Genomic DNA, 19,298 nt, shown 5'->3' with positions numbered 1-19,298 from the left:
GTAATCGATGAGCACTGCACTACCTTCGCTTGGATTTGCCGGCATCGGCCTGATGGGCCTGCCCATGTGCCGGCGCCTGCTGGCAGCGGGCTACCCGCTGACCGTGTGGAACCGCAGCCCGGACAAGTGCGCTGCGCTGGTCGCCGCCGGCGCGCGACTGGCCAGCAGCCCTGCCGAACTGTGCCGCGACAGCGACATGCTGCTGCTGTGCCTGGCCGACACGGCCGTGGTGCGCGAGGTGGTATTCGGCGAGCAAGGCATTGCCCAGGGCGGCCGCAGCGGCCAGTTGCTGATCGATTTTTCCAGTCTCGAACCCACCGCCACCCGTGAAATGGCTGCCGAGCTGGCGGCACTGTGCGGCATGGCCTGGCTGGATGCGCCAGTGTCCGGTGGCACACCCGGGGCCGAAGCCGGCACCCTGGCGATCATGGTCGGTGGCGAGGCGGCCGACCTGCAGCGCGCCCGCCCGGTGCTGCAGGTACTTGGCCAGCGTGTGACGCACATGGGGGCGGTAGGCGCGGGCCAGGTGACCAAGGCCTGCAACCAGATGATCGTGGCCTGCAATGCCTTGGTGATCGCCGAAGTGGTGGCCTTGGCTGAACAGTCCGGTGTCGATGCGACGCTGATCGCCGAAGCGCTGGCTGGCGGCTTTGCCGACTCCAGGCCGTTGCAGATCCTCGCGCCGCAAATGGCCGAGAGCCGCTTCGAACCGATCAAGTGGCACGTGCGCACGCTGCTCAAGGATCTCGATGGCGCGGTCAAGTTGTCCCGCGAGCAAGGCTCGGCGACGCCGCTCAGTGGCCTCGCTGCGCAATTGATGCGCCTGCACGCAAGCCAGGGGTACCTGCAAAAAGATCCGGCGACCCTGGTTGAACTGTACCGCAGCAAGGGTTGAACACACCGCTCTGGTGCTGCAGCCGCTCCAGCAGCGGCCGCAGTTCGGCCAGCGGCTCCGGGCGGCCCAGCAGGTAGCCTTGCAGGTAGTCGCAGCCGTGAGCTTCGAGGAATGCCAGCTGTTTGGTAGTCTCCACGCCCTCGCTGATCACCTGTAAATGCAGGGTATGCGCCATGACGATGATCGCCTGGACGATCTCGCGGTCCTTCTGGCTAGCCGGTACATCCTGCAGGAAGCTGCGGTCGATCTTCAGCACGTCGAGCGGCAGGCGCTTGAGGTAGGCCAGTGACGAGTAGCCGGTGCCGAAGTCATCGATTGACAGTGCCACGCCCAGAGCGCGCACGCGCTTGAGCAGGTTGACCGTGCGCTGGATGTCACCCATCAGGGCGTTCTCGGTCACTTCCAGTTCGAGCTGCCAGGGCGCGAGCCCGGCGTGGAACAGTGCCTTCTCCACTTCATTGGGCAGTTCGTCGTGGCTGAGGGTGACGGCCGAACAATTGACCGTGACCTTGAGGCTGCCATAGCCGTGCCGCTGCAGGTAGGCCAGGTCGGCGCAGGCGTGGCGCAGCACCCACAGGTCGAGGTCGATGATCAGGCCATTGGCTTCGGCGATCGCGACAAAACGCTCGGGCCCGAGCAGGCCGTGTTGCGGGTGTTGCCAGCGCACCAGGGCTTCCAGTTTGGCCACTTGCCTGCTGCGCAGGTCGAAGATTGGCTGGTAGTGCACACACAGCCCATGCTCCTCGAGCAGGGCCAGGCGCAGTTCTTCTTCCAGTTGCAAGGCAATCGAGGCCCGGGTCTTCAGGCTGTCGTTGAAGAAGTTCAGGCTGTTGCGTCCGCCGCCCTTGGACTGGTACAGGGCGAGGTCGGCATGCTTTAGCAGCTCTTCGGCGGTGGTGCCGTCGTCGGGGAAGACGCTGATGCCGATGCTGGTGGTCATGACCATGCGTCGGCCACCCAGGTCGATGGGCTCTTTCATCCTTTGCATGATGCGCTGGGCCAGGTGGCGGGCTTCGTCGCGGCTGTTGAGGCTGGTGACCACGCAGAACTCGTCGCCACCAAAGCGCGCGACCAGGTCGTGGTTGCGGGTGGCGGCCTTGATGTGGCTGGCGATCACTTTGAGCAGTTCGTCACCGGCGTCGTGGCCGAGGCTGTCGTTGATGCGTTTGAAATGGTCGATGTCGAGAAACATTACCGCCAGGCGGCTCTCTGTGGCCTGGTGTTCGGCCAGGCGTTCGGCGAACACCTGGTTGAAACCGCGGCGGTTGACCAGGTTGGTCAGGGCATCGTAGTGCGCGGCCTGCTGCAGCGACGCGCGGGCCTGGTCCAGCTGGCTGAGCAGCACGCTGACCCGGCGCAGGTCGTGCTCCTTGCTTTGCAGCTTCTTATCGGCCAGCGCGCTACTGATGCTGGCACCACTGATCAGCAGGGTGATGAAGCCGATGCCCAGCCCCAGTTGCAGGCTGTTGTCGCCAGAGGGCAGGCGCAGGGCGGTGTCGGCCGGGATGACCAGGGTCATGGCGGACATCGCGGTGAAGTGGGTGGCGACGATGCCGCCGGCCATCAGCAGGCTGGCGCCGTATTTCATGGCCTGGTGAAGGGTACCGCTGCCATGACGGAAGTAGCGGGCCAGGCAAAGCGCCGCCAGGCTGGTGAGCATGGCAATGGCGGCAGAGGCCAGCAGCAGGCCGGTCTGGTAGTACTGGCGGGCGCCGGTTTCCAGGGCGGCCATGCCGACGTAGTGCATCAGAATGATCCCCAGGCCGATCAGCACTGCACTTGGCAGGTAATGGTGTGCGCGCATATGCCTGCGGTCGAGGCTGTGCATGGCCAGCCAGGCGACGGCAAGGGCGATGAGCAGCGAAAGGATGGTCAGGGACGCGTCGTAGTGCACTTCCACTGGTGCCTGGAAGGCCAGCATGCTGATGAAGTGCATGGCCCAGATACCACCGGCCAGGCAGCAGGCACCGAGCATGTTCCATTGTCGGTGGGCGGTGGGGTCTTCGCTGTGGGATTGGCGCTCGGCCATGTCCAGTGTGGCGAAGCAGGCCGCACAGGCGACGAAGTAGGCGAGCAGAACCAGGAACGGGTCATGTCGGCAATCGATGACGATGCGCCCGGTTGCCGGCAGGTCGGCGAACAGTTGCAGCCCCAGCCATTCCATGGAATGCCTCATGATCGAGTTTTCACTCGTCTGCGCTACAACCCTGTGCAGACTGTCCAGAGGCAGTATAGGAAGAGGTGTTTAAGCCTTCCTGACTAATAGCACATTGATTTCTACGATTTGGTTATGAACCTGATCGCAGCCTGGAATATGTACGTGGGTTCTGAAAATTGGCCCCCTGTGGGAGCGGCCTTGTGTCGCGAAAGGGCTGCAAAGCAGCCCCGGCAATTTCAACTATTGCGCTTCAATTCTGGGGCCGCGTTGCGGCCCTTTCGCGACACAAGGCCGCTTCCACAAAGGCGGCGGTTTCTGAACTGTATTAGCCAGCCACCAGCACGCGAATGGCTTCCAGGCGCAGTGCGGCCTTGTCCAGCATCGCCAGGCCCTCTTCGCGCTGCTTGCGCAACGCTTCGATCTCGCTGTCGCGCACGCTCGGGTTGACCGCTTGCAGCGCGACCAGACGGGCCAGTTCTTCGTCGGCTTCCGCTGTCAGGCGGCGCTGGGCTTCGGCCACGCGCTCGACGTGGGCCGGCATGACCTTGGCCTCGCCACTGCCAATGCGCTGGGCCAGCACGTCACGCTGGGCCTGGACGAACTTGTTGGCGCTGGCGCGCGGCACGCTTTCCAGCTGGTCGTTGAGGGTTTCGAAGGCCACGCGGGATGCCAGGTCGTTGCCGTTGGCATCGAGCAGGCAGCGCAGTGCCGCCGGTGGCAGGTAACGGCCCAGCTGCAGGCTACGCGGTGCCACCACCTCGCTGACGAACAGCAGTTCAAGCAGCACGGTGCCGGGTTTGAGCGCCTTGTTCTTGATCAGCGCCACGGCGGTGTTGCCCATCGAGCCGGACAGCACCAGGTCCATGCCGCCTTGCACCATCGGGTGTTCCCAGGTGAGGAACTGCATGTCCTCGCGCGACAGCGCCTGGCCACGGTCGTAGGTGATGGTCACGCCTTCGTCGTCGCCCAGCGGGAAGCTGGCGTCGAGCATCTTCTCGCTTGGTTTGAGGATCAGGGCGTTCTCGGAATGGTCTTCGCTGTCGATGCCGAAGGCGTCGAACAGGGTTTCCATGTAGATCGGCAGGGCGAACTGGTCGTCCTGTTCGAGAATGTCCTCGACCAACGCCTGGCCTTCGCCGGCACCGCCGGAGTTGAGCTCCAGCAGGCGGTCACGGCCAGTATGCAGTTCGGCTTCCAGGCGTTCGCGCTCGCTGCGGGCGTCGGCCACCAGGGCTTCCCAGGCCTTGCTTTCGCCACCTTCGAGCAGCGGCAGCAGGCGCGGGCCGAACTGGTGCTGCAGGGCGTTGCCGGTAGGGCAGGTATTGAGGAAGGCGTTGAGGCCTTCGTGGTACCACTGGAACAGGCGTTCTTGCGGGCTGTCCTGCAGGTACGGGATATGCAGCTGGATGGTGTGCTTCTGGCCGATACGGTCGAGGCGGCCGATGCGCTGTTCGAGCAGGTCCGGGTGCGCCGGCAGGTCGAACATCACCAGATGGTGGGCAAACTGGAAGTTGCGGCCTTCGCTGCCGATCTCGGAACAGATCAGCACCTGCGCACCGAACTCTTCGTCGGCGAAATAGGCGGCGGCGCGGTCGCGCTCAAGGATGCTCATGCCTTCATGGAATACCGAGGCCGGGATGCCGGAGCGCACGCGCAGGGCATCTTCCAGGTCCATCGCGGTTTCGGCATGGGCGCAGATCACCAGCACCTTGGTGCGCTTGAGCATCTTCAGGGTGTCGATCAGCCAGTCGACGCGCGGGTCGAAACGCCACCAGCGCTCGTCCTCGGCCACCTCGCCCTGGGCCTGGAAGGCAACTTCCGGGTACAACTCGGCATGTTCGCCTGCTGGCAGGTCGCGGTACTGCTCGGGCATGGCCAGTGGGTAAGGGTGCAGCTGGCGCTCAGGGAAACCCTGGATCGCCGCGCGGGTGTTACGGAACAGCACGCGGCCGGTGCCGTGGCGGTCGAGCAGTTCACGGATCAGGCGCGCGCTGGCCTGGGTATCGCCGTCGTTGACCGCGGCCAGCAGGGCTTCGCCTTCGGCACCCAGGAAGCCCTGGATGGTGGCGTGGGCCTTGGGCGACAGGCGGCCTTCGTCGAGCAGTTCCTGTACGGCTTCGGCCACCGGGCGATAGTGTTCGCTTTCGGCGCGGAAGGCGGCAAGGTCGTGGAAACGGTTGGGATCGAGCAGGCGCAGGCGGGCGAAGTGGCTGTCCTGGCCGAGCTGTTCGGGGGTGGCCGTGAGCAGCAGCACGCCCGGGATCACCTGGGCCAGCTGTTCGACCAGGCCGTATTCGGCGCTGACCTGGTCTTCGTGCCAGACCAGGTGGTGGGCTTCGTCCACCACCATCAGGTCCCAGCCGGCGGCGAACAGCGCGTCCTGGGCCTTTTCGTCGTCGACCAGCCACTCCAGGGCCACCAACGCCAGCTGGGCATCCTCGAACGGGTTGCTGGCGTCGCTTTCGATGAAGCGTTCGGCGTCGAACAGGGCCACCTGCAGGTTGAAGCGGCGGCGCATTTCCACCAGCCACTGGTGCTGGAGGTTTTCCGGCACCAGGATCAGTACGCGGCTGGCGCGGCCAGACAGCAGTTGGCGGTGGATCACCAGGCCGGCCTCGATGGTTTTACCCAGGCCCACTTCGTCGGCCAGCAAAACGCGCGGCGCGCTGCGGTCGGCGACTTCGCGGGCGATGTGCAGTTGGTGGGCGATGGGTTGGGCACGGCAGCCGCCCAGGCCCCACAGCGCCGACTGCATCTGCTTGCTGTTGTGCTGCAGGGTGTTGTAGCGCAGGCTGAACCACGACAGCGGGTCGATCTGCCCGGCGAACAGGCGGTCGCTGGCCAGGCGGAACTGGATGAAGTTCGACAGCTGGGTTTCTGGCAGGGTGCGCGGCTGGTTTTGCCCGTCCAGGCCGTGGTAGACCATCAGCCCGTCGATGTCCTCGACCTCGCGCACGGTCAGCTTCCAGCCTTCGAAGTGGGTGATCTGGTCACCTGGCGAGAAGCGCACGCGGGTCAGCGGCGCATTGCGCAGGGAATACTGGCGGGTGTCGCCAGTGGCCGGGTAGAGCACGGTCAACAGGCGGCCATCCTGCGCCAGGATGGTACCCAGGCCGAGCTCGGCTTCGCTGTCGCTGATCCAGCGTTGCCCCGGTTGATACTGCTGCGCCATACTGCCTGAACTCCCGCGATGAAAAAGCCGATTATGTTAACGGATCGGCCGGTCAGACCAAAGTGCCGAGCGCATCGAAAGGTGCCGAAGTGCGAAAGCTAGTGCAACAGTCTAGCCGCTTCATCGCCCCCCACCGTGCTGCCGACGAGGGCCCCGGATCAACATGTCTGCCAAGCACCGCTGGATCAGCACTTCGATGGCCGTGGGCAGCCTGTTGCTGCTGGCCGCCTGCGAGCAGAAAAACTTCGAGACCTTGCCCGCCATCCCGATGGAGCAGCTTGAGGTACTGGGCGTGCAGACGCCGATCAAGAGCGTGCACTTTCGTGACCGCGATGGTGAAGGCTTGCTGGTATTGAGCCGCAGCGATGGCCAGGCCAGCGACCCGGAAAGCGAGCAGGAAGTGGACAAGGTGGTACTCAAGGCCACGCTGTACGGGCGCACCGCCGAAAGCGACGCGTTCAAGGCGCGCTGGCAGATCGAGCAGGAAACCACCTGCCCGGGCCTGGACCTGGATGTGGACTTCTATAACGACGTCAGCGATGTCGGCGACCTGAACAAGGATGGCGTCGCCGAGGTGACGGTTGCCAGCCACGCCTTCTGCGGCGGCGGTATCGACCCGCACGACATCGTCATCGAGATGCGCGAAGGGCAGGCCAGCTACAGCATCACCGGCCAGTCGCTGATTACCCCGGCAGGTGAAGAGCCGATCGGTGGTGAGCGCGAGGACAGTGCCTCGCTCAAAGGCGCGCCGCAGGTGCTGCGCGAGCACATGGACGCGGTCTGGCAGCAGGTGTACAAGCGGCCCTGGAGCGAAGCCAGCCCGCCAAGCGACGACGACCCTGACGAAGAAGCCGAATAAGTGTCGTGCGTACCATCAAGGTAAACCCGCGCCTGCCGATACAGGGGGCATAGGAGAACGTCCATGCTGCCGCCGATCATTCCGCTCAGTGCCGCCCCGGTGACTTCGCAACAGGACCCGGTCAAACCGACCCCCGACATCAAGCCGGTGGTGCCGACGCAGCCTGCATCCGGTGAAAGTGCCATCGACCTCAAGCACCAGCGTGACCCGCAGGAGCAGACGTTGCTGCTGCGCGATGAGCAGCGCCGCCAGCAGCAACGCCGGCAGAAGGGCGACGACGAACGCTACACGGCGATGCCGGGTGACGAGGTCAACGCCGACAACACCGTGCCGGTGGCACCGTTGATGGGCGAGCATGTCCGCCAGGGGCTGCTGGTAGACATCGAAGTCTGACGCGGGGCTGGTCAGCGCCTGCGCCTGGCTTCATCATGCAAGTCTCAGTTGATCGTCGAGCCCACCCATGAGCCAAGACAACCTCATCGATTTCGATGCTGAACGCGCCAAGCGCGTCCATGACCTCAAGGAAAAGCGCCTGAACGAAATGCGTAATGCGTTCGAGCAGGCCCTGCCGTTGAACACCGCCAAGAAAAAGAAGCCCAAGGGCAAGCCGAAGAAGCGCTGAAATTTGACGCAGGTCAACCCTGCACCCGCCTCGCGTGCCCGGCCCCGGGCACCATTGACACCGATCAATTTTTCCCGCCCCCACATTGGTTAACTTGCACCCATCGGACAACGGCAAACGAATGGGGAGGCCAGCATGTTCTTCGACAACGTGGTTATCGCCGGAGTGGTAACGGTCGGGTTGATGGTCGCCTTCTTTGCCGGTCTGGGCATTTTCATCTGGAAGGACTCGAACAAGCGCAAGCCGCGCTGACCTTCCGGGTACACGAGCACGCAAGGCATTTAGGGCGACTTCGGTCGCCCATTTTTTTTGCCTGAAATTCTTGTGTTGCCTGTAGCGACCCCACAGGGTTCGGATTTTGCGCGATCGCTTGCAGGAGCGGGGGGGCCCGCGAAGAGGTCCGCACAGGAGGACCTGTCGATCATAAAGATGATTAGCTAGCTAATTAATCGTCTCTGCTTTATCCTTCCCATCATTGTCTATCTTTTCTACAAGAACATCCCCGCAAGGTCCGCCTCGTGCCCATCACCCTCCAGGCCCTGTTCGCCCCCAGCAGCCTCGCCCTCAAGTTCGCCATCAAGACCCTGCTCGGTGGTGGCCTGGCGCTGTGGCTGGCGATGCGCTGGGGCCTGGAGCAACCGTCCTGGGCACTGATGACCGCTTTCATCGTCGCCCAGCCACTGTCGGGCATGGTGGTGCAGAAGGGCTTGGCGCGGCTGGCCGGCACCCTGGTCGGTACGTTTGCGTCGGTGCTGTTCATCGGCCTGTTCGCCCAGACCCCATGGCTGTTCCTGCTTACCTTGGCCCTGTGGCTGGCCCTGTGTACCGCCGCCTCCACCCAGCTGCGCAGCGCCTGGGCCTATGCCTTCGTGCTGGCTGGCTACACCGCGGCGATCATCGCCCTGCCGGCTATCAACCACCCTTTGCAGGTGTTCGACCAGGCTGTGGCGCGCTGTACCGAGATCTGCCTGGGTATCTTCTGTGCCACCGCCAGCAGTGCCTTGCTCTGGCCCATGCGGGTAGAGCAGCAACTGGGTGGGCAGGCCCGCCAGGCCTGGCAGAACGGCCTGCAGGCCGCCAGTGCCATGTTGGGCGGCGAAGACGAGGCGCGCAAAGGCTTGCTGGAGAGCCTGGGGCGTATCGTTGCCATCGACAGCCAGCGCGAACACGCCTGGTTCGAAGGCACCCGCGGGCGCCAGCGTGCCCGCGCCATTCGTGGCCTGAGCCAGAAACTGATGGTGCTGCTGCGCATCTCCCGCTCGGTGCGCCGGCAATGGCGGCAACTTGATGAGCGCGAAGCCGAACGCCTGGCGCCCTGGCTGGAGGAGGTGCGGGCCCTGCTGGGCAAGCCCGACCAGCCCAGCCTGTTGCTGTTGCGCCAGCGCATCTGGGATGCCGCCCACGATGAACAGATCAGCCCGGCGGAGCACTTCTGCCTGGCGCGCATGGCACTGCTGCTGGATTACGCCATGGCCGCCAGCCAGGCGCTGGAGGATGTGGAAGCGGGCAGGGCGCCCAAGGATGTGTCCCAGGGCCTGGCCGCGCACCGCGACTGGTCGCTGGCCTTGCTGTTCGGCTCACGCAGTGCGCTGGCCTTTCTGGTAATGAGCGGCTTCTGGCTGGCCACCGCCTGGCCTTCGGCACCGGGGGGCCTGGTGCTGACCTGCGTGGTCTGCAGCCTGTTCGCCAGCCGCGAGAACGGTGCGCAGATCGGCCTGAGCTTTTTGCGCGGGATCTGCCTGGCGATACCCGCGGCGTTTCTGGTCGGGCAGATACTGCTGCCGCAATGGAGCAGCTTTGCCATGCTCTGCCTGGGCATGGGCGTGCCGCTGTTTTTTGGGGCACTGGGCATGGCTCACCCACGGACCGGGGCCACGGCCACCTCCTATTGCCTGCACTTCATCGTGCTGGTGTCGCCGCTCAACGCCATGCAGTTCGGCGTGGCCAGCATGCTCAACAGTGCCTTGGCCATGCTGGTGGGAGTGTCGGCGGCGGTGATGGCCTTCCGTTTGTTGGTGTTTCGCCACCCGGCCTGGCTGGGCCGGCGCCTGCGCGCGGCGACCCAGAGCGACCTGGTGCGCCTGACCCGGCGCGACCTGCGCGGGGCCGACAGCTGGTTTGGCGGGCGCATGGCCGACCGCCTGATGCAACTGGCGCGGCATGCCGGCGAGCTACCCGAGAGCGAGCGCCAGCGCTGGGACGATGGCCTGCACGGCCTGGATATCGGCGATGAACTGGTGCACCTGCGCATGTGCCTGGCGGTTGCCCAGGCCCCGTTGGGGCGGGCCGAGCGCGAGTACCTGCAGCAGGTAGAGGCAGTGCTGGCCAAGGGGCCGGCGCCCGGGCGTGGTCAGCGCCTGGATGCTGCCAGCGAACAGTTCATTGGCGCCTTGCGCCGGCTACCCTCAAGCGATCCGCTGCGGTTGGCCGAAGGGGCGGTGCTGCAATTGCAGAAAAGCTGGGGCAAGTGGTGCCGCTGGCAGGAGGAAGCCCATGGGGTTGCGTGAGTGGGAAGTGGGCGGCGTGCTGTTCAGTCCCTTTCTGGTTTATGTGTTGCTGGCGCTGGTGCTCACCGGGTTGCTGCGTCTGCTGGTGCAGGCCACGCCGTTGGGGCGCTGGATCTGGCATGAGGCGCTGTTCGACGCGGCGCTGTTCGTTTGTGTGTTGTTCCTGGTGGTGCGACTGTTGGGAACCTTATGAAGGAGTGTTTCGATGCGTGCGGCCGTACGTACCCTGATCACCTTGTGTGTGGTGGCCCTTGCCGTGTTCGCCGGCTATCAGCTGTGGCAGTACTACATGCTCACCCCCTGGACCCGCGATGCCCGTGTGCGCGCCGATGTGGTGGTGATCGCCCCCGATGTGTCTGGCTGGGTGCGCGAGCTGAAGGCCCGTGACAACCAGCAGGTCAAGGCCGGCGACCTGCTGATGAGCATCGATCGCGAGCGTTTCCAGGCGGCCTTCGAACAGGCCAGCGCCGTGACCGAGACCCGCACCCAGCAACTGCACCTGCGCGAGCGTGAAGCGGCCCGGCGTACCGCCCTGGGGCCGGAGGCGATCAGTGCCGAATTGCGGGAAAATGCACAGATCAATGCGGCCATAGCCCGCGGTGAGCTGCACGAGGCCCAGGCGCAGTTGCAGGTTGCCAGGATCAACCTGGCGCGCAGTGAAGTGCGGGCACCGCGCAGCGGGCATATCACCAACCTGCGCCTGGCCGAGGGCAACTATGTGAACACCGGGGAGTCGGTGATGGCCTTGGTGGACGATTCAACCTTCTATATCCAGGCCTATTTCGAGGAAACCAAGCTGCCGCGCATTCGCGTGGGGGATGCGGTGAAAGTCTGGCTGATGGGCGCGGGCGAGCCGATGCAAGGGCATGTTGAGAGCATCAGCCGCGGTATCACCGACCGCAACAGCAACCCGGACAGCCAGTTGCTGCCGGAGGTTGAGCCAACCTTCAACTGGGTGCGTCTGGCGCAGCGCATACCGGTGAGGATTCGCCTGGACCAGGTGCCGGAGGGGGTGACCCTGAGTGCGGGGATGACCGCCAGTGTGCAGGTGCATGAGCAATGAGGCAGGGGGCCACTCCGTGGCCCGATCGCCGGCAAGCCAGGCTCATGCGATGGGCCGCAAAGCGGCCCCAGATTCTCGATTTCAGAGGAACATCCCGCCCGAAACCTCCAGCCGTTGCCCGTTGATCCAGCCATTGCCATCTTCCAGCAACAGCGCAATCGCTGCCCCGATATCATCCGGCAAGCCCACGCGCCCCAGCGCCGTGTTGCCGGCAATGTATTCATTCACCTGGTGGTTGTCCCGCACCACGCCGCCGCCAAAGTCCGTCTCGATCGCCCCCGGCGCCAGAATGTTCACGCGAATACCACGCGCCCCCAGTTCCTTGGCCTGGTAGCGGGTCAGCACCTCCATCGCCCCCTTCATCGCGGCATAGGCGGCATACCCCGGCAGCGCAAAGCGCGCCAGGCCAGTGGAAATGTTGACGATGCGGCCATTGTCGACCAGCAGCGGCAGCAGGCGCTGGGTGAGGAAGAACGGTCCTTTCAGCTGGATGTTCAGCAACTGGTCGAACTGCGCTTCGCTGGTTTCGGTGTATGGCACGTTCAAGCCGATCCCGGCATTGTTCACCAGAAAGTCGAAACGCTCGCGACCGAAGTGTTGCTGCAAGGTTGCCCCCAGGCGTTCGGCGAAGCCGGCAAAGCTGGTGCTGTCGCTGACGTCCAGTTGCAGCATGGCGGCCTTGACCCCCGCCTGCTCCAGCCGCGCGGCCACGGCCTGGGCTTCCTCGGCCTTGCTGTGGTAAGTGCCGATGACATCGATGCCGCGTGCGGCCAGGTGTTCGGCAGTGTTGCGGCCCAGGCCGCGGCTGGCGCCAGTGATCAGGGCAATCTTGCGGGTCATGGTGAAAACCTCATGGTGGGCTGATGAGCACAGGTTATTGGTCGGTGTTGTGCTGATAAATCCAGAAAATATGGAAATACTGTTCTGTAAAACCGGATAGACGAGGTTCAAGTGAACAAGCTGGAGTTGTTGCGCACCTTTGTGCGGGTGAGCGAGGTCAGCAGTTTCACCCTGGCTGCCGAGAGCCTGGGGCTGCCCCGTTCGACCGTGTCGGAGCAGGTCAGGGCGCTGGAGCGTTTGCTGGGTACACAGCTGTTCAACCGCACCACCCGCCGGGTGCAGGCAACCCAGGATGGCGCCTTGCTGTACGAGCGCAGCAAGGACCTGCTGTCGGGCATGGACGAGATCGAGAGCCTGTTCTGCGCCGACGATGCCGAGCTGGCCGGGCGCCTGCGGGTCGACTTGCCGACCATGATGGCCCGCCGGGTCATCATCCCGGCGCTGCCGCAGTTTCTGCAGCGCTTCCCGCGCCTGGAGGTGGAGCTCAGTTGCACCGACCGCCAGGTCGACCTGCTGCGTGAAGGCTTCGATTGTGTGATGCGCATTGGTGCCCTGCATGACCTGGACGTGGTGGCGCGCCCGGTCGGGCAACTGAGCATGCGCAACTGTGCCAGCCCTGGCTACCTGGCCCGCCATGGCGTGCCGTGCACGCTGCAGGACCTGGCCGAGCACCACCTGGTGCATTACGTGCGCACCCTGGGGGGGCGCAGTGCCGGTTTCGAATACCTGCAGGGCGGTGAACTGCGCTTCCAGGCCATGGCCGGTGTGGTCACGGTCAACAATGCCGAGGCCTACTCGGCGGCCTGCCTGGCCGGGCTGGGGCTGATCCAGGTGCCGGCGGTGGGCGTGGCCGAGCACCTGCAGCGCGGCGAGCTGGTTTCGGTACTGGAAGGCTGGCAGGCCCCGGCCATGCCCGTGTCACTGCTGTATGCCCGGCAACGGCACGTGCCACGCCGGGTGCAGGCCTTCATGCAGTGGCTGGGCGAGGTGCTGCATTCGCAGGTTGACGGTGGCCGCTGATCGATGAAAAGCGTGGCACCTGTGCGACGGCTTGCGTTAGGCTGCCAGTCACGAGTTGCCCGGTAGAGGCAACCACCCCCGCCTGGCGTGCGTATCTTCCGATTTCATTGCGAGGTTACGTCATGGCCATCACTTCCCAGGACATCTGCAACGCTGCCGACCAGCTCAAGGGCTTTGTCGGTTTTCATGGCAAGCGCGGTGTGCATATCGTGCGTTTTTCCGAAGATTCGTTCGGCATGGACGTGGCCGACGCCAGCATTACGCCCTGCAGCGAGTTTGTCTGGCGGCCCGAGCAAGGGCAGCGCATGGCCCTGTGCCGTGAACGGCTGGCGCTGTTGCTGGAGCAGCATGTGGATGACCGTTTGAACATCGGTGAACCGCTACGCACCTACCTGCGCCGGCGCGACCTGCCGGAAATCGTGGCTGAGCGCAGCTTGCGGCAGCTGTGCTGAAAATCCCTGTGGGAGCGGGCGTGCCCGCGAAGAATGCAACTCGGTGGATGGCACCGGCTTCGCCGGTGTTCGCGGCGGTTCGACGCCTCGACGCGCCCGCTCCCACAGGGCCTGCGCAAGCCTTCAAACTACGCTACGGGTAGGGTGCCGAGCGCTGGGCTGCCTGCTGCAACAACGCCTCCAGCCCGGCACTGTCCAGCGGTCGGCTCATGTAATAGCCCTGCACTTCGTGGCAACGGTCCTTCGCCAGCGCCCTGAGCTGCTGCTCGCTCTCCACCCCTTCGGCCGTCACCGTAAGCCCCATTGCTTCGCCCAGGTTGATGATGGCCTGGACCACGGCGCGGTCGCTGCCACCGGTGTTGTTCAGTCCGCCGATGAAGCGTTTGTCGATCTTGATGCTGTCGAACGGGTAGGTGCGCAGGTAGCCAAGCGACGAGTAGCCGGTGCCGAAGTCGTCCATGTTCAGGCGTACGCCCAGCTCCTTGAGCGACAGCATGGTACCCAGCGCACCTTCAATATCGTTGAGCATCACGTTTTCGGTAATTTCCAGCTCCAGACGCTGGGCTGGGAAGGCGGTTTCCAGCAGGATCTCGCGTACATCAGCCACTACATCGCTGCGCAGGAATTGCGCAGGTGAGAGGTTCACCGAAACCAGCATGTCGGCAGGCCAGTCGTGGGCGGTGCGGCAGGCTTCACGCAACACCCAGCGGCCCAGTGCGACAATGATGTCGCTCTGCTCGGCCAACGGGATGAAGGTGTCCGGCCCAAGCAACCCCTCCTGCGGATGCTGCCAGCGCAGCAAGGCCTCGACCGCGACGATGCGCAGGTCGCTGAGGCGGTAGCGCGGCTGGTAATACAGCTCGAACTCCTGGTTGCGCAGGGCCCGCCGCATGTCGTTCTCCAGCTGGCGGCGGTACTGGATCTGCTGGTTCATTTCGGCAGCGAAATAGCGCCAGGTGTTCTTGCCGTCGGCCTTGGCCTGGTACAGGGCGATGTCGGCGCAGCGGATCAGCTCGCCGGCATCGAAGCCCTGGGTGCGGGTCTGGGCGACCCCGATGCTGGCGCCAACGTGCAAGGGCTGGCTATCGAAGACTATCGGTTGCTGCAGCAGGCTGATCAGGCGCGCACAGAAGCGGTCGATCTCACTGCGGTTGTCCATGCCGCTGAGCACCAGGAGGAACTCGTCGCCGCCCAGGCGCGCGACCATGTCGCCATCGCGGGTACTGTCGCGCAGGCGCGTTGCTACCTCCTGCAGCACGGCGTCACCGGCGGCATGGCCGAGGGAGTCGTTGATCGGCTTGAAGTTGTCCAGGTCCAGCAGCAGCAAGGTCAGTGGCGGCGAATCGCTGCCGCGCAATAGTGCCTGCTCGAGATGCCGGGCGAGTTTGTTGCGGTTGGCCAGCCCGGTCAGCGGGTCGTGCAGCGAAAGGTGCTGGATGCGGGCATGGGCGTCGACCTCGTCGGTGATGTCGCTGGCGGTGCCGCGATAACCGACGGGCTTGCCGTCGTACCAGATGGCGCGGGCCGAAATCCGGCAGTAGCGGTTCTGGCCATTCTGGTCGCGGTAGGTGCAGCGCAGGTTGGCCAGTTGTTGCGGGTCGGCCGCGGCCAGGGCATCCAGCCACGGCGAGAGCGGCGTGGTATCGCAGGCCAGTAACTGATTGAGCGGTTGACCGAGCCAGTCGTCCACCGGGTAGCCGGTGACGTTGACAAAGCGTTGCGACAGGTAGGTCAGGCGTTGGTGCCGGTCGGTTTCCCAGATCCAGTCGGAGGCCGACTCGGCCACTGCGCGAAAACGCTGCTCGCTGGCCTCCAGGGCCTGGTTGCTCTGCTGCAGATGGGCGAGCGTGAGGTCGATCGCCCGCGAACTGCGCAAGGCATGACGGAACAGGTACAGCATGATCAGGCCGAGTATCAGCAAGGCACCAGCCAGTGGCGGCAACACTGCCCGCAACAACTGGTGCCCAGGCAGCGGGCTGCTCCAGGACAGGTGGTAGCCGGTATCGCCGAGGTCGATGCGCAAGTGGTCGTGCTCACCCACATCATTGTTTTCCACGTGCATGCCGGTCAGGCCGGCAGCGCTGCTCAGCTGTGCCAGCTTTTCCTCGGTGAGCTGGTCGACGAACAGCATCACCGGCGCCTGGCTCACCTCGCTATCGGTGACATCCCGGTCCGGGCGCACCGCCGCGGCACTGAGCACGGCCGGCCAACCGTTGAACAGGACGAAACGGGTAATCTGTTCACGTGGGACGGCCGCCGCCCGGGCCTGGTCGATGATTGGCTGAAGCGCCGCATTGATATAGGTATTGGCCGCTGCCTGGGTAGGCTGGCCTTTGAACAAGGCATAGGTGGTGCGTGCGTCCTCCACTACGAACACCCCTTCATAGCCGCTGGCGCTGTACAGCGACTCGCCCACGTTCTTTTCTTCGTAGGCCCATTTCCAGTCGGCCTGGCCTGCCAGATGCTCGAAGGCCGCATCCCAAACGGCGTAGCTGGACAGGAACTGGCGCGAGGCGAGCAGCCTTTGTTCCAGCGCCTTGGTCGCCTGCAAGGCACTGCGCTGGCGCTCCTGGTGGTCAAGAGTGCCCGCGATATTGAACAGGGCGCCGAGGATGACCAGACAGACCAGGCCGAAAACTGCGCTGAAGCCGGCAATGAGGCGACGCACCTGGAAACGCGGTGTAGGGCTAGCGGGTGGAGGGTTGGCGGTCCTGGCCATGCGCGAGCGGCTCCTTCAGGCAGCCTCCCGCCAGGTAGTCAGGAAGGAGGTTCAATCAGGATAGGCCAGCCTGAGCGCCGCGGCGTCGCTGTGGGCAAAAATTGACCTGGTCGCGGCCAGCATGCTTGGCGGTGTATAGCGCCTTGTCCGCCTGTTCGAGCCAGTGCTCGGGTGACGCCAGGTCGGCCTCGAATGCCGACAGGCCGATGCTCAGGCTGATGCGCAGGTGTGGCAACTGCGGGTTGCGGTAGCTGGCGACCCGCTCGCGCAGGCGCTCCATGGCCTGGCAGGCCTGGGCCTCGCTGGTGTCCGGCAGGATCACGCAAAATTCGTCACCGCCGTAGCGCCCGGCCTGGTCGCCTTCGCGCAGGTTGCGCCGCAGCTCGGCGCTGAGCTGGCGCAACACGCAGTCGCCGACCACGTGGCCGAAGGTGTCGTTGATGGTCTTGAAGTGGTCGATGTCGATCAGGGCAATCACCGCGTGCCCTTGTTGCTGCTGGCAGGCCTGGAACTTCAGCAGCAGCAGGTCTTTCCAGGCGCCATGGTTGAGCAAGCCGGTCAGGCTGTCGGTGAGGCTCAGGGCGCTCAGGCGGCGCTTGTGGTCGGCGAGCTTGATCGCCAGCTGGTAGCAGACCCAGCCCAGCGCCAGCGGGTAGAGCGTCAGCATCGGCAGGCAGGCATAGACCTGCAGAGGTGTGGCGTTCAGTTGCAGGCCGGGGCCGAGCAGCAGGATGGCGACGAGCATGCCGGCCAGCTGGGCCAGCACCCCGCGAAAGACCATGCGTCTGCCGCCGGCGGCAACGTTGTTCATGGTCATCATCGACAGCACGGTCACGCTGGGCAATGGGTTGAAGTGCATGGCGGCGGTCCAGAACCCACCCATCAGTGAGTCGAGCACCAGGTTGCGCTGTTCTGCATGGTAGGGTGCGGCCGAACGAGAGGCCCACAGGTAGGCCACATGCGGCCACAGCAGGCCGTTGAACAGCACCAGCAGCCACGCCCAGGTAGGCGGTGACAGCGGGGCCATGGCGGCCATGACGCTGAACAGGCCGATCCCCAGGCCGATGACACGCGGCAGGTAGATGCGTTTGACGAATGAAAGGCCTTTGCCGCTGCGTTTATCCATCTTGGTCATCGTTCTTCTGCCGGAGCGCCGTTTATCGCATAACTCGCATGAATATTGTTGAACAGTGTTTCATCGACGACAAATGACCTTACAAGCCAATTCACGGTTGATCCGATCACTGTGGGGTAACATGAAGGCTTTCCTGTTGCTCGGAGTGTTGCTGATGGTCCCTTTGGCCAACCCCGCAGGCGAGCCGGCGCCCCAGCGGGAAGGACGTTTTCACAACCAGGCGTTGTTGCCACAGGATGGCGTATTGAAGAAGCTGCGCATCGGGCTCAAGTACCTGTTCCTGCGCAAGCCGCCGGAAACCCGGCCGGCCACACCGGTGAGCCTCCAGCCCATGACCCGCCAACAGGTGCTCGACGCACCTGATCGTAGCCTGTGGCGCCTGGGGCACTCCACGGTATTGCTCAAGTTGCGCGGGCGTTTCTTCATTACCGACCCGGTGTTCGCCGAGCGCGCCTCGCCGGTGCAGTGGGCCGGTCCGCTGCGTTTCCATGCGCCGCCTCTGGCGCTGGACCAGTTGCCGCCGTTGGCTGCGGTGGTATTGTCCCACGATCACTTCGACCATCTGGACGAACAGGCCATTCGCCAACTGGCACCACGCACGGGCGTGTTCCTGGCGCCGTTGGGCGTAGGCAACCGGCTGATGACCTGGGGCGTAGCATCGGCGAAGGTGCGGCAGCTGGACTGGTGGCAGGAAAGCGAGGTCGAGGGCGTACGCTTCGTTGCCACCCCGGCGCAGCACTTTTCCGGGCGCGGGCTGCTGGACAGCAACCGGACCTTGTGGGCGTCATGGGTGATCGTCGACGAGGATGTGCGGGTATTCTTCAGTGGTGATACCGGCTACTTCGATGGGTTCAAGCAGATTGGCGAGCGCTTCGGGCCATTCGACCTGACCCTGATCGAGACCGGAGCCTACAACGTCGCCTGGCCCGATGTGCACATGCAACCGGAGCAGAGCCTGCAGGCCCATCTGGATTTGCGCGGGCGCTGGCTGTTGCCGATTCACAACGGTACATTCGACTTGTCCATCCATGGCTGGCAGGAGCCGTTCGAACGCATCCTGGCACTGGCCAATCAGGCGCAGGTGCGCTTGAGCACGCCGCAGATGGGGGAACGGGTCAGCCTTGTCTCTCCGCACGCCGGGCAGAACTGGTGGCAGCCGCGGCCCGTGCGTCAGCGGGGGCAGGCGAATGAGCGCGTGGTAGCGACGCGCTGAGGGTCAGCGGTTGTGAAAGGTGCCTGCCTTTGTTCTTCTGGCGCCTGTGAGATCGAGCGCCGCCTGCGCGGCGCTTCGCGAGTGTTCGCCTTGACGCTTTCTGCGCCTAAGAAATCGAGCGCCGCCCGCGCGGCGCTTCGCGGGACAAGCCCGCTCCCACATTTGTTGCAACGTGGCCATGTCTGTTAGGCCATGGATGTCAGCCTTGTTGGTCTGACTCAATTTCTCGGCTGGCGCTGCCGCCGCCTCACCAGTCTTAAGACATGCACCAAGGCAGGCAACCATGGCCTGACAGGTTCGGCACGTTGCAACAAATGTGGGAGCGGGCTTGTCCCGCGAAGCGCCGCGCGGGCGGCGCTCGATCTCATAGGCGCAGAAGGTGTTGTGGCGAGCACCTGGTGGCCTTGATACGGTCTTTCACTCTTATATTTCAATTTCTTGAAATTAAAGGTTGACGCCCCTTCGAATCCCCTTATAATGCGCCCACTTCCAGCGGCAACGGAACGACAAACTCCTTGAAATTCAACGAGTTAGACGATTCGGAAGGCGCTGAAAGGGCTTCGATCAAATGATCGATGGCGGTTGAGATGAAGGTTGACAGCGGTTTTAAACGCTGTATTATTCGCCTCCCGCTACGAGAGAT

At 64.3% G+C, this 19,298-nt stretch carries 15 protein-coding genes and 1 pseudogene; 11 read left to right on the top strand and 5 right to left on the bottom strand.

Translation table 11 applies throughout. The annotated features are described in order from the left end of the window. Positions 1 to 7: 7 nt before the first annotated feature. Positions 8 to 895 carry an NAD(P)-dependent oxidoreductase gene (locus ACIQYU_RS25790; protein WP_207832876.1) on the top strand — a complete coding sequence of 296 codons (888 nt, stop codon included), beginning with the start codon at positions 8 to 10 and terminating at the stop codon, positions 893 to 895. Here ACIQYU_RS25790 and ACIQYU_RS25785 read toward each other — a convergent pair. Together ACIQYU_RS25785 and rapA are read right to left on the bottom strand one after the other, a co-directional pair. Then, entirely contained in the window at positions 795 to 3,059 is a 2,265-nt protein-coding gene (locus ACIQYU_RS25785; protein WP_233694772.1) for a bifunctional diguanylate cyclase/phosphodiesterase, read from the bottom strand. The genes ACIQYU_RS25790 and ACIQYU_RS25785 overlap by 101 nt on opposite strands. Before the next feature lie 319 nt (positions 3,060 to 3,378). Then, the gene (gene rapA / locus ACIQYU_RS25780) at positions 3,379 to 6,225 is read right to left on the bottom strand and encodes an RNA polymerase-associated protein RapA (RefSeq protein ID WP_233687001.1); all 2,847 of its coding nucleotides are present in this window, start codon (positions 6,223 to 6,225) and stop codon (positions 3,379 to 3,381) included. A 163-nt stretch (positions 6,226 to 6,388) separates the two neighbouring features. Between rapA and ACIQYU_RS25775 the strand changes: the two genes are divergently transcribed. From ACIQYU_RS25775 to ACIQYU_RS25745, 7 genes are all read left to right on the top strand, one after another. Then, complete coding sequence (locus ACIQYU_RS25775; protein WP_207832872.1) at positions 6,389 to 7,084, top strand: M949_RS01915 family surface polysaccharide biosynthesis protein; 696 nt, start codon at positions 6,389 to 6,391, stop codon at positions 7,082 to 7,084. A 63-nt stretch (positions 7,085 to 7,147) separates the two neighbouring features. After that, positions 7,148 to 7,477 (top strand): aspartate-semialdehyde dehydrogenase, encoded by a 330-nt coding sequence (locus ACIQYU_RS25770; RefSeq protein ID WP_207832870.1) that lies wholly within the window; start codon positions 7,148 to 7,150, stop codon positions 7,475 to 7,477. A gap of 67 nt (positions 7,478 to 7,544) precedes the next feature. Then, entirely contained in the window at positions 7,545 to 7,706 is a 162-nt protein-coding gene (locus ACIQYU_RS25765) for a hypothetical protein (RefSeq protein ID WP_075046112.1), read from the top strand. 135 nt (positions 7,707 to 7,841) lie between these two features. Beyond that, positions 7,842 to 7,958 (top strand): cytochrome c oxidase subunit CcoM, encoded by a 117-nt coding sequence (gene ccoM / locus ACIQYU_RS25760; protein ID WP_003254862.1) that lies wholly within the window; start codon positions 7,842 to 7,844, stop codon positions 7,956 to 7,958. 266 nt (positions 7,959 to 8,224) lie between these two features. Then, positions 8,225 to 10,213, top strand: coding sequence for an FUSC family protein (locus ACIQYU_RS25755; RefSeq protein WP_207832868.1), 1,989 nt, complete (start codon positions 8,225 to 8,227; stop codon positions 10,211 to 10,213). Then, on the top strand, positions 10,200 to 10,406 hold the full coding sequence (locus tag ACIQYU_RS25750) for a DUF1656 domain-containing protein (protein ID WP_207832866.1): 207 nt from the start codon (positions 10,200 to 10,202) through the stop codon (positions 10,404 to 10,406). The genes ACIQYU_RS25755 and ACIQYU_RS25750 overlap by 14 nt, the downstream gene beginning before the upstream one ends. 12 nt (positions 10,407 to 10,418) lie before the next feature. Continuing rightward, positions 10,419 to 11,276 (top strand): efflux RND transporter periplasmic adaptor subunit, encoded by an 858-nt coding sequence (locus ACIQYU_RS25745; protein WP_402802702.1) that lies wholly within the window; start codon positions 10,419 to 10,421, stop codon positions 11,274 to 11,276. 81 nt (positions 11,277 to 11,357) lie between these two features. On the opposite strand, the gene ACIQYU_RS25740 is transcribed toward ACIQYU_RS25745, so the two are convergent. After that, the gene (locus tag ACIQYU_RS25740) at positions 11,358 to 12,116 is read right to left on the bottom strand and encodes an SDR family NAD(P)-dependent oxidoreductase (protein ID WP_233686999.1); all 759 of its coding nucleotides are present in this window, start codon (positions 12,114 to 12,116) and stop codon (positions 11,358 to 11,360) included. A 111-nt stretch (positions 12,117 to 12,227) separates the two neighbouring features. On the opposite strand from ACIQYU_RS25740, the gene ACIQYU_RS25735 reads away from it, so the two are divergent. Both ACIQYU_RS25735 and ACIQYU_RS25730 read left to right on the top strand, forming a co-directional pair. Further along, positions 12,228 to 13,136, top strand: coding sequence for a LysR family transcriptional regulator (locus ACIQYU_RS25735; RefSeq protein ID WP_233686998.1), 909 nt, complete (start codon positions 12,228 to 12,230; stop codon positions 13,134 to 13,136). 122 nt (positions 13,137 to 13,258) lie between these two features. Beyond that, complete coding sequence (locus ACIQYU_RS25730; RefSeq protein ID WP_015271519.1) at positions 13,259 to 13,588, top strand: DUF2025 family protein; 330 nt, start codon at positions 13,259 to 13,261, stop codon at positions 13,586 to 13,588. A gap of 133 nt (positions 13,589 to 13,721) precedes the next feature. On the opposite strand, the gene ACIQYU_RS25725 is transcribed toward ACIQYU_RS25730, so the two are convergent. Continuing rightward, a complete protein-coding gene (locus ACIQYU_RS25725) occupies positions 13,722 to 16,307 on the bottom strand; it encodes an EAL domain-containing protein (RefSeq protein ID WP_207832857.1) in 2,586 nt (861 codons plus the stop codon). Positions 16,308 to 16,358: 51 nt separating this feature from the next. Next, positions 16,359 to 17,433: pseudogene (locus ACIQYU_RS25720) on the bottom strand (diguanylate cyclase). A gap of 130 nt (positions 17,434 to 17,563) precedes the next feature. On the opposite strand from ACIQYU_RS25720, the gene ACIQYU_RS25715 reads away from it, so the two are divergent. Further along, positions 17,564 to 18,655, top strand: a complete 1,092-nt coding sequence (locus ACIQYU_RS25715; protein ID WP_233686996.1) for an MBL fold metallo-hydrolase — start codon at positions 17,564 to 17,566, stop codon at positions 18,653 to 18,655. The last annotated feature ends 643 nt before the right edge of the window (positions 18,656 to 19,298 follow it).

It is taken from the genome of Pseudomonas sp. NPDC096925, from assembly GCF_044762545.1.
In the GTDB taxonomy this organism is placed as follows: Bacteria; Pseudomonadota; Gammaproteobacteria; order Pseudomonadales; family Pseudomonadaceae; genus Aquipseudomonas.
The sequence above is the reverse complement of the archived record's forward strand: the minus strand, read 5'-3'. Positions and strand labels throughout refer to the sequence as shown.

Coding starts and splice junctions, on each gene's coding strand:
- ACIQYU_RS25765 (WP_075046112.1), top strand. CDS start 7,545: ATGAGCCAAGACAACCTCATCGATTTCGATGCTGAACGCGCCAAGCGC.
- ccoM (WP_003254862.1), top strand. CDS start 7,842: ATGTTCTTCGACAACGTGGTTATCGCCGGAGTGGTAACGGTCGGGTTG.
- ACIQYU_RS25775 (WP_207832872.1), top strand. CDS start 6,389: ATGTCTGCCAAGCACCGCTGGATCAGCACTTCGATGGCCGTGGGCAGC.
- ACIQYU_RS25725 (WP_207832857.1), bottom strand. CDS start 16,307: ATGGCCAGGACCGCCAACCCTCCACCCGCTAGCCCTACACCGCGTTTC.
- ACIQYU_RS25730 (WP_015271519.1), top strand. CDS start 13,259: ATGGCCATCACTTCCCAGGACATCTGCAACGCTGCCGACCAGCTCAAG.
- ACIQYU_RS25785 (WP_233694772.1), bottom strand. CDS start 3,059: ATGGAATGGCTGGGGCTGCAACTGTTCGCCGACCTGCCGGCAACCGGG.
- ACIQYU_RS25790 (WP_207832876.1), top strand. CDS start 8: ATGAGCACTGCACTACCTTCGCTTGGATTTGCCGGCATCGGCCTGATG.
- ACIQYU_RS25745 (WP_402802702.1), top strand. CDS start 10,419: ATGCGTGCGGCCGTACGTACCCTGATCACCTTGTGTGTGGTGGCCCTT.
- ACIQYU_RS25715 (WP_233686996.1), top strand. CDS start 17,564: ATGAAGGCTTTCCTGTTGCTCGGAGTGTTGCTGATGGTCCCTTTGGCC.
- ACIQYU_RS25750 (WP_207832866.1), top strand. CDS start 10,200: ATGGGGTTGCGTGAGTGGGAAGTGGGCGGCGTGCTGTTCAGTCCCTTT.
- ACIQYU_RS25770 (WP_207832870.1), top strand. CDS start 7,148: ATGCTGCCGCCGATCATTCCGCTCAGTGCCGCCCCGGTGACTTCGCAA.
- ACIQYU_RS25740 (WP_233686999.1), bottom strand. CDS start 12,116: ATGACCCGCAAGATTGCCCTGATCACTGGCGCCAGCCGCGGCCTGGGC.
- rapA (WP_233687001.1), bottom strand. CDS start 6,225: ATGGCGCAGCAGTATCAACCGGGGCAACGCTGGATCAGCGACAGCGAA.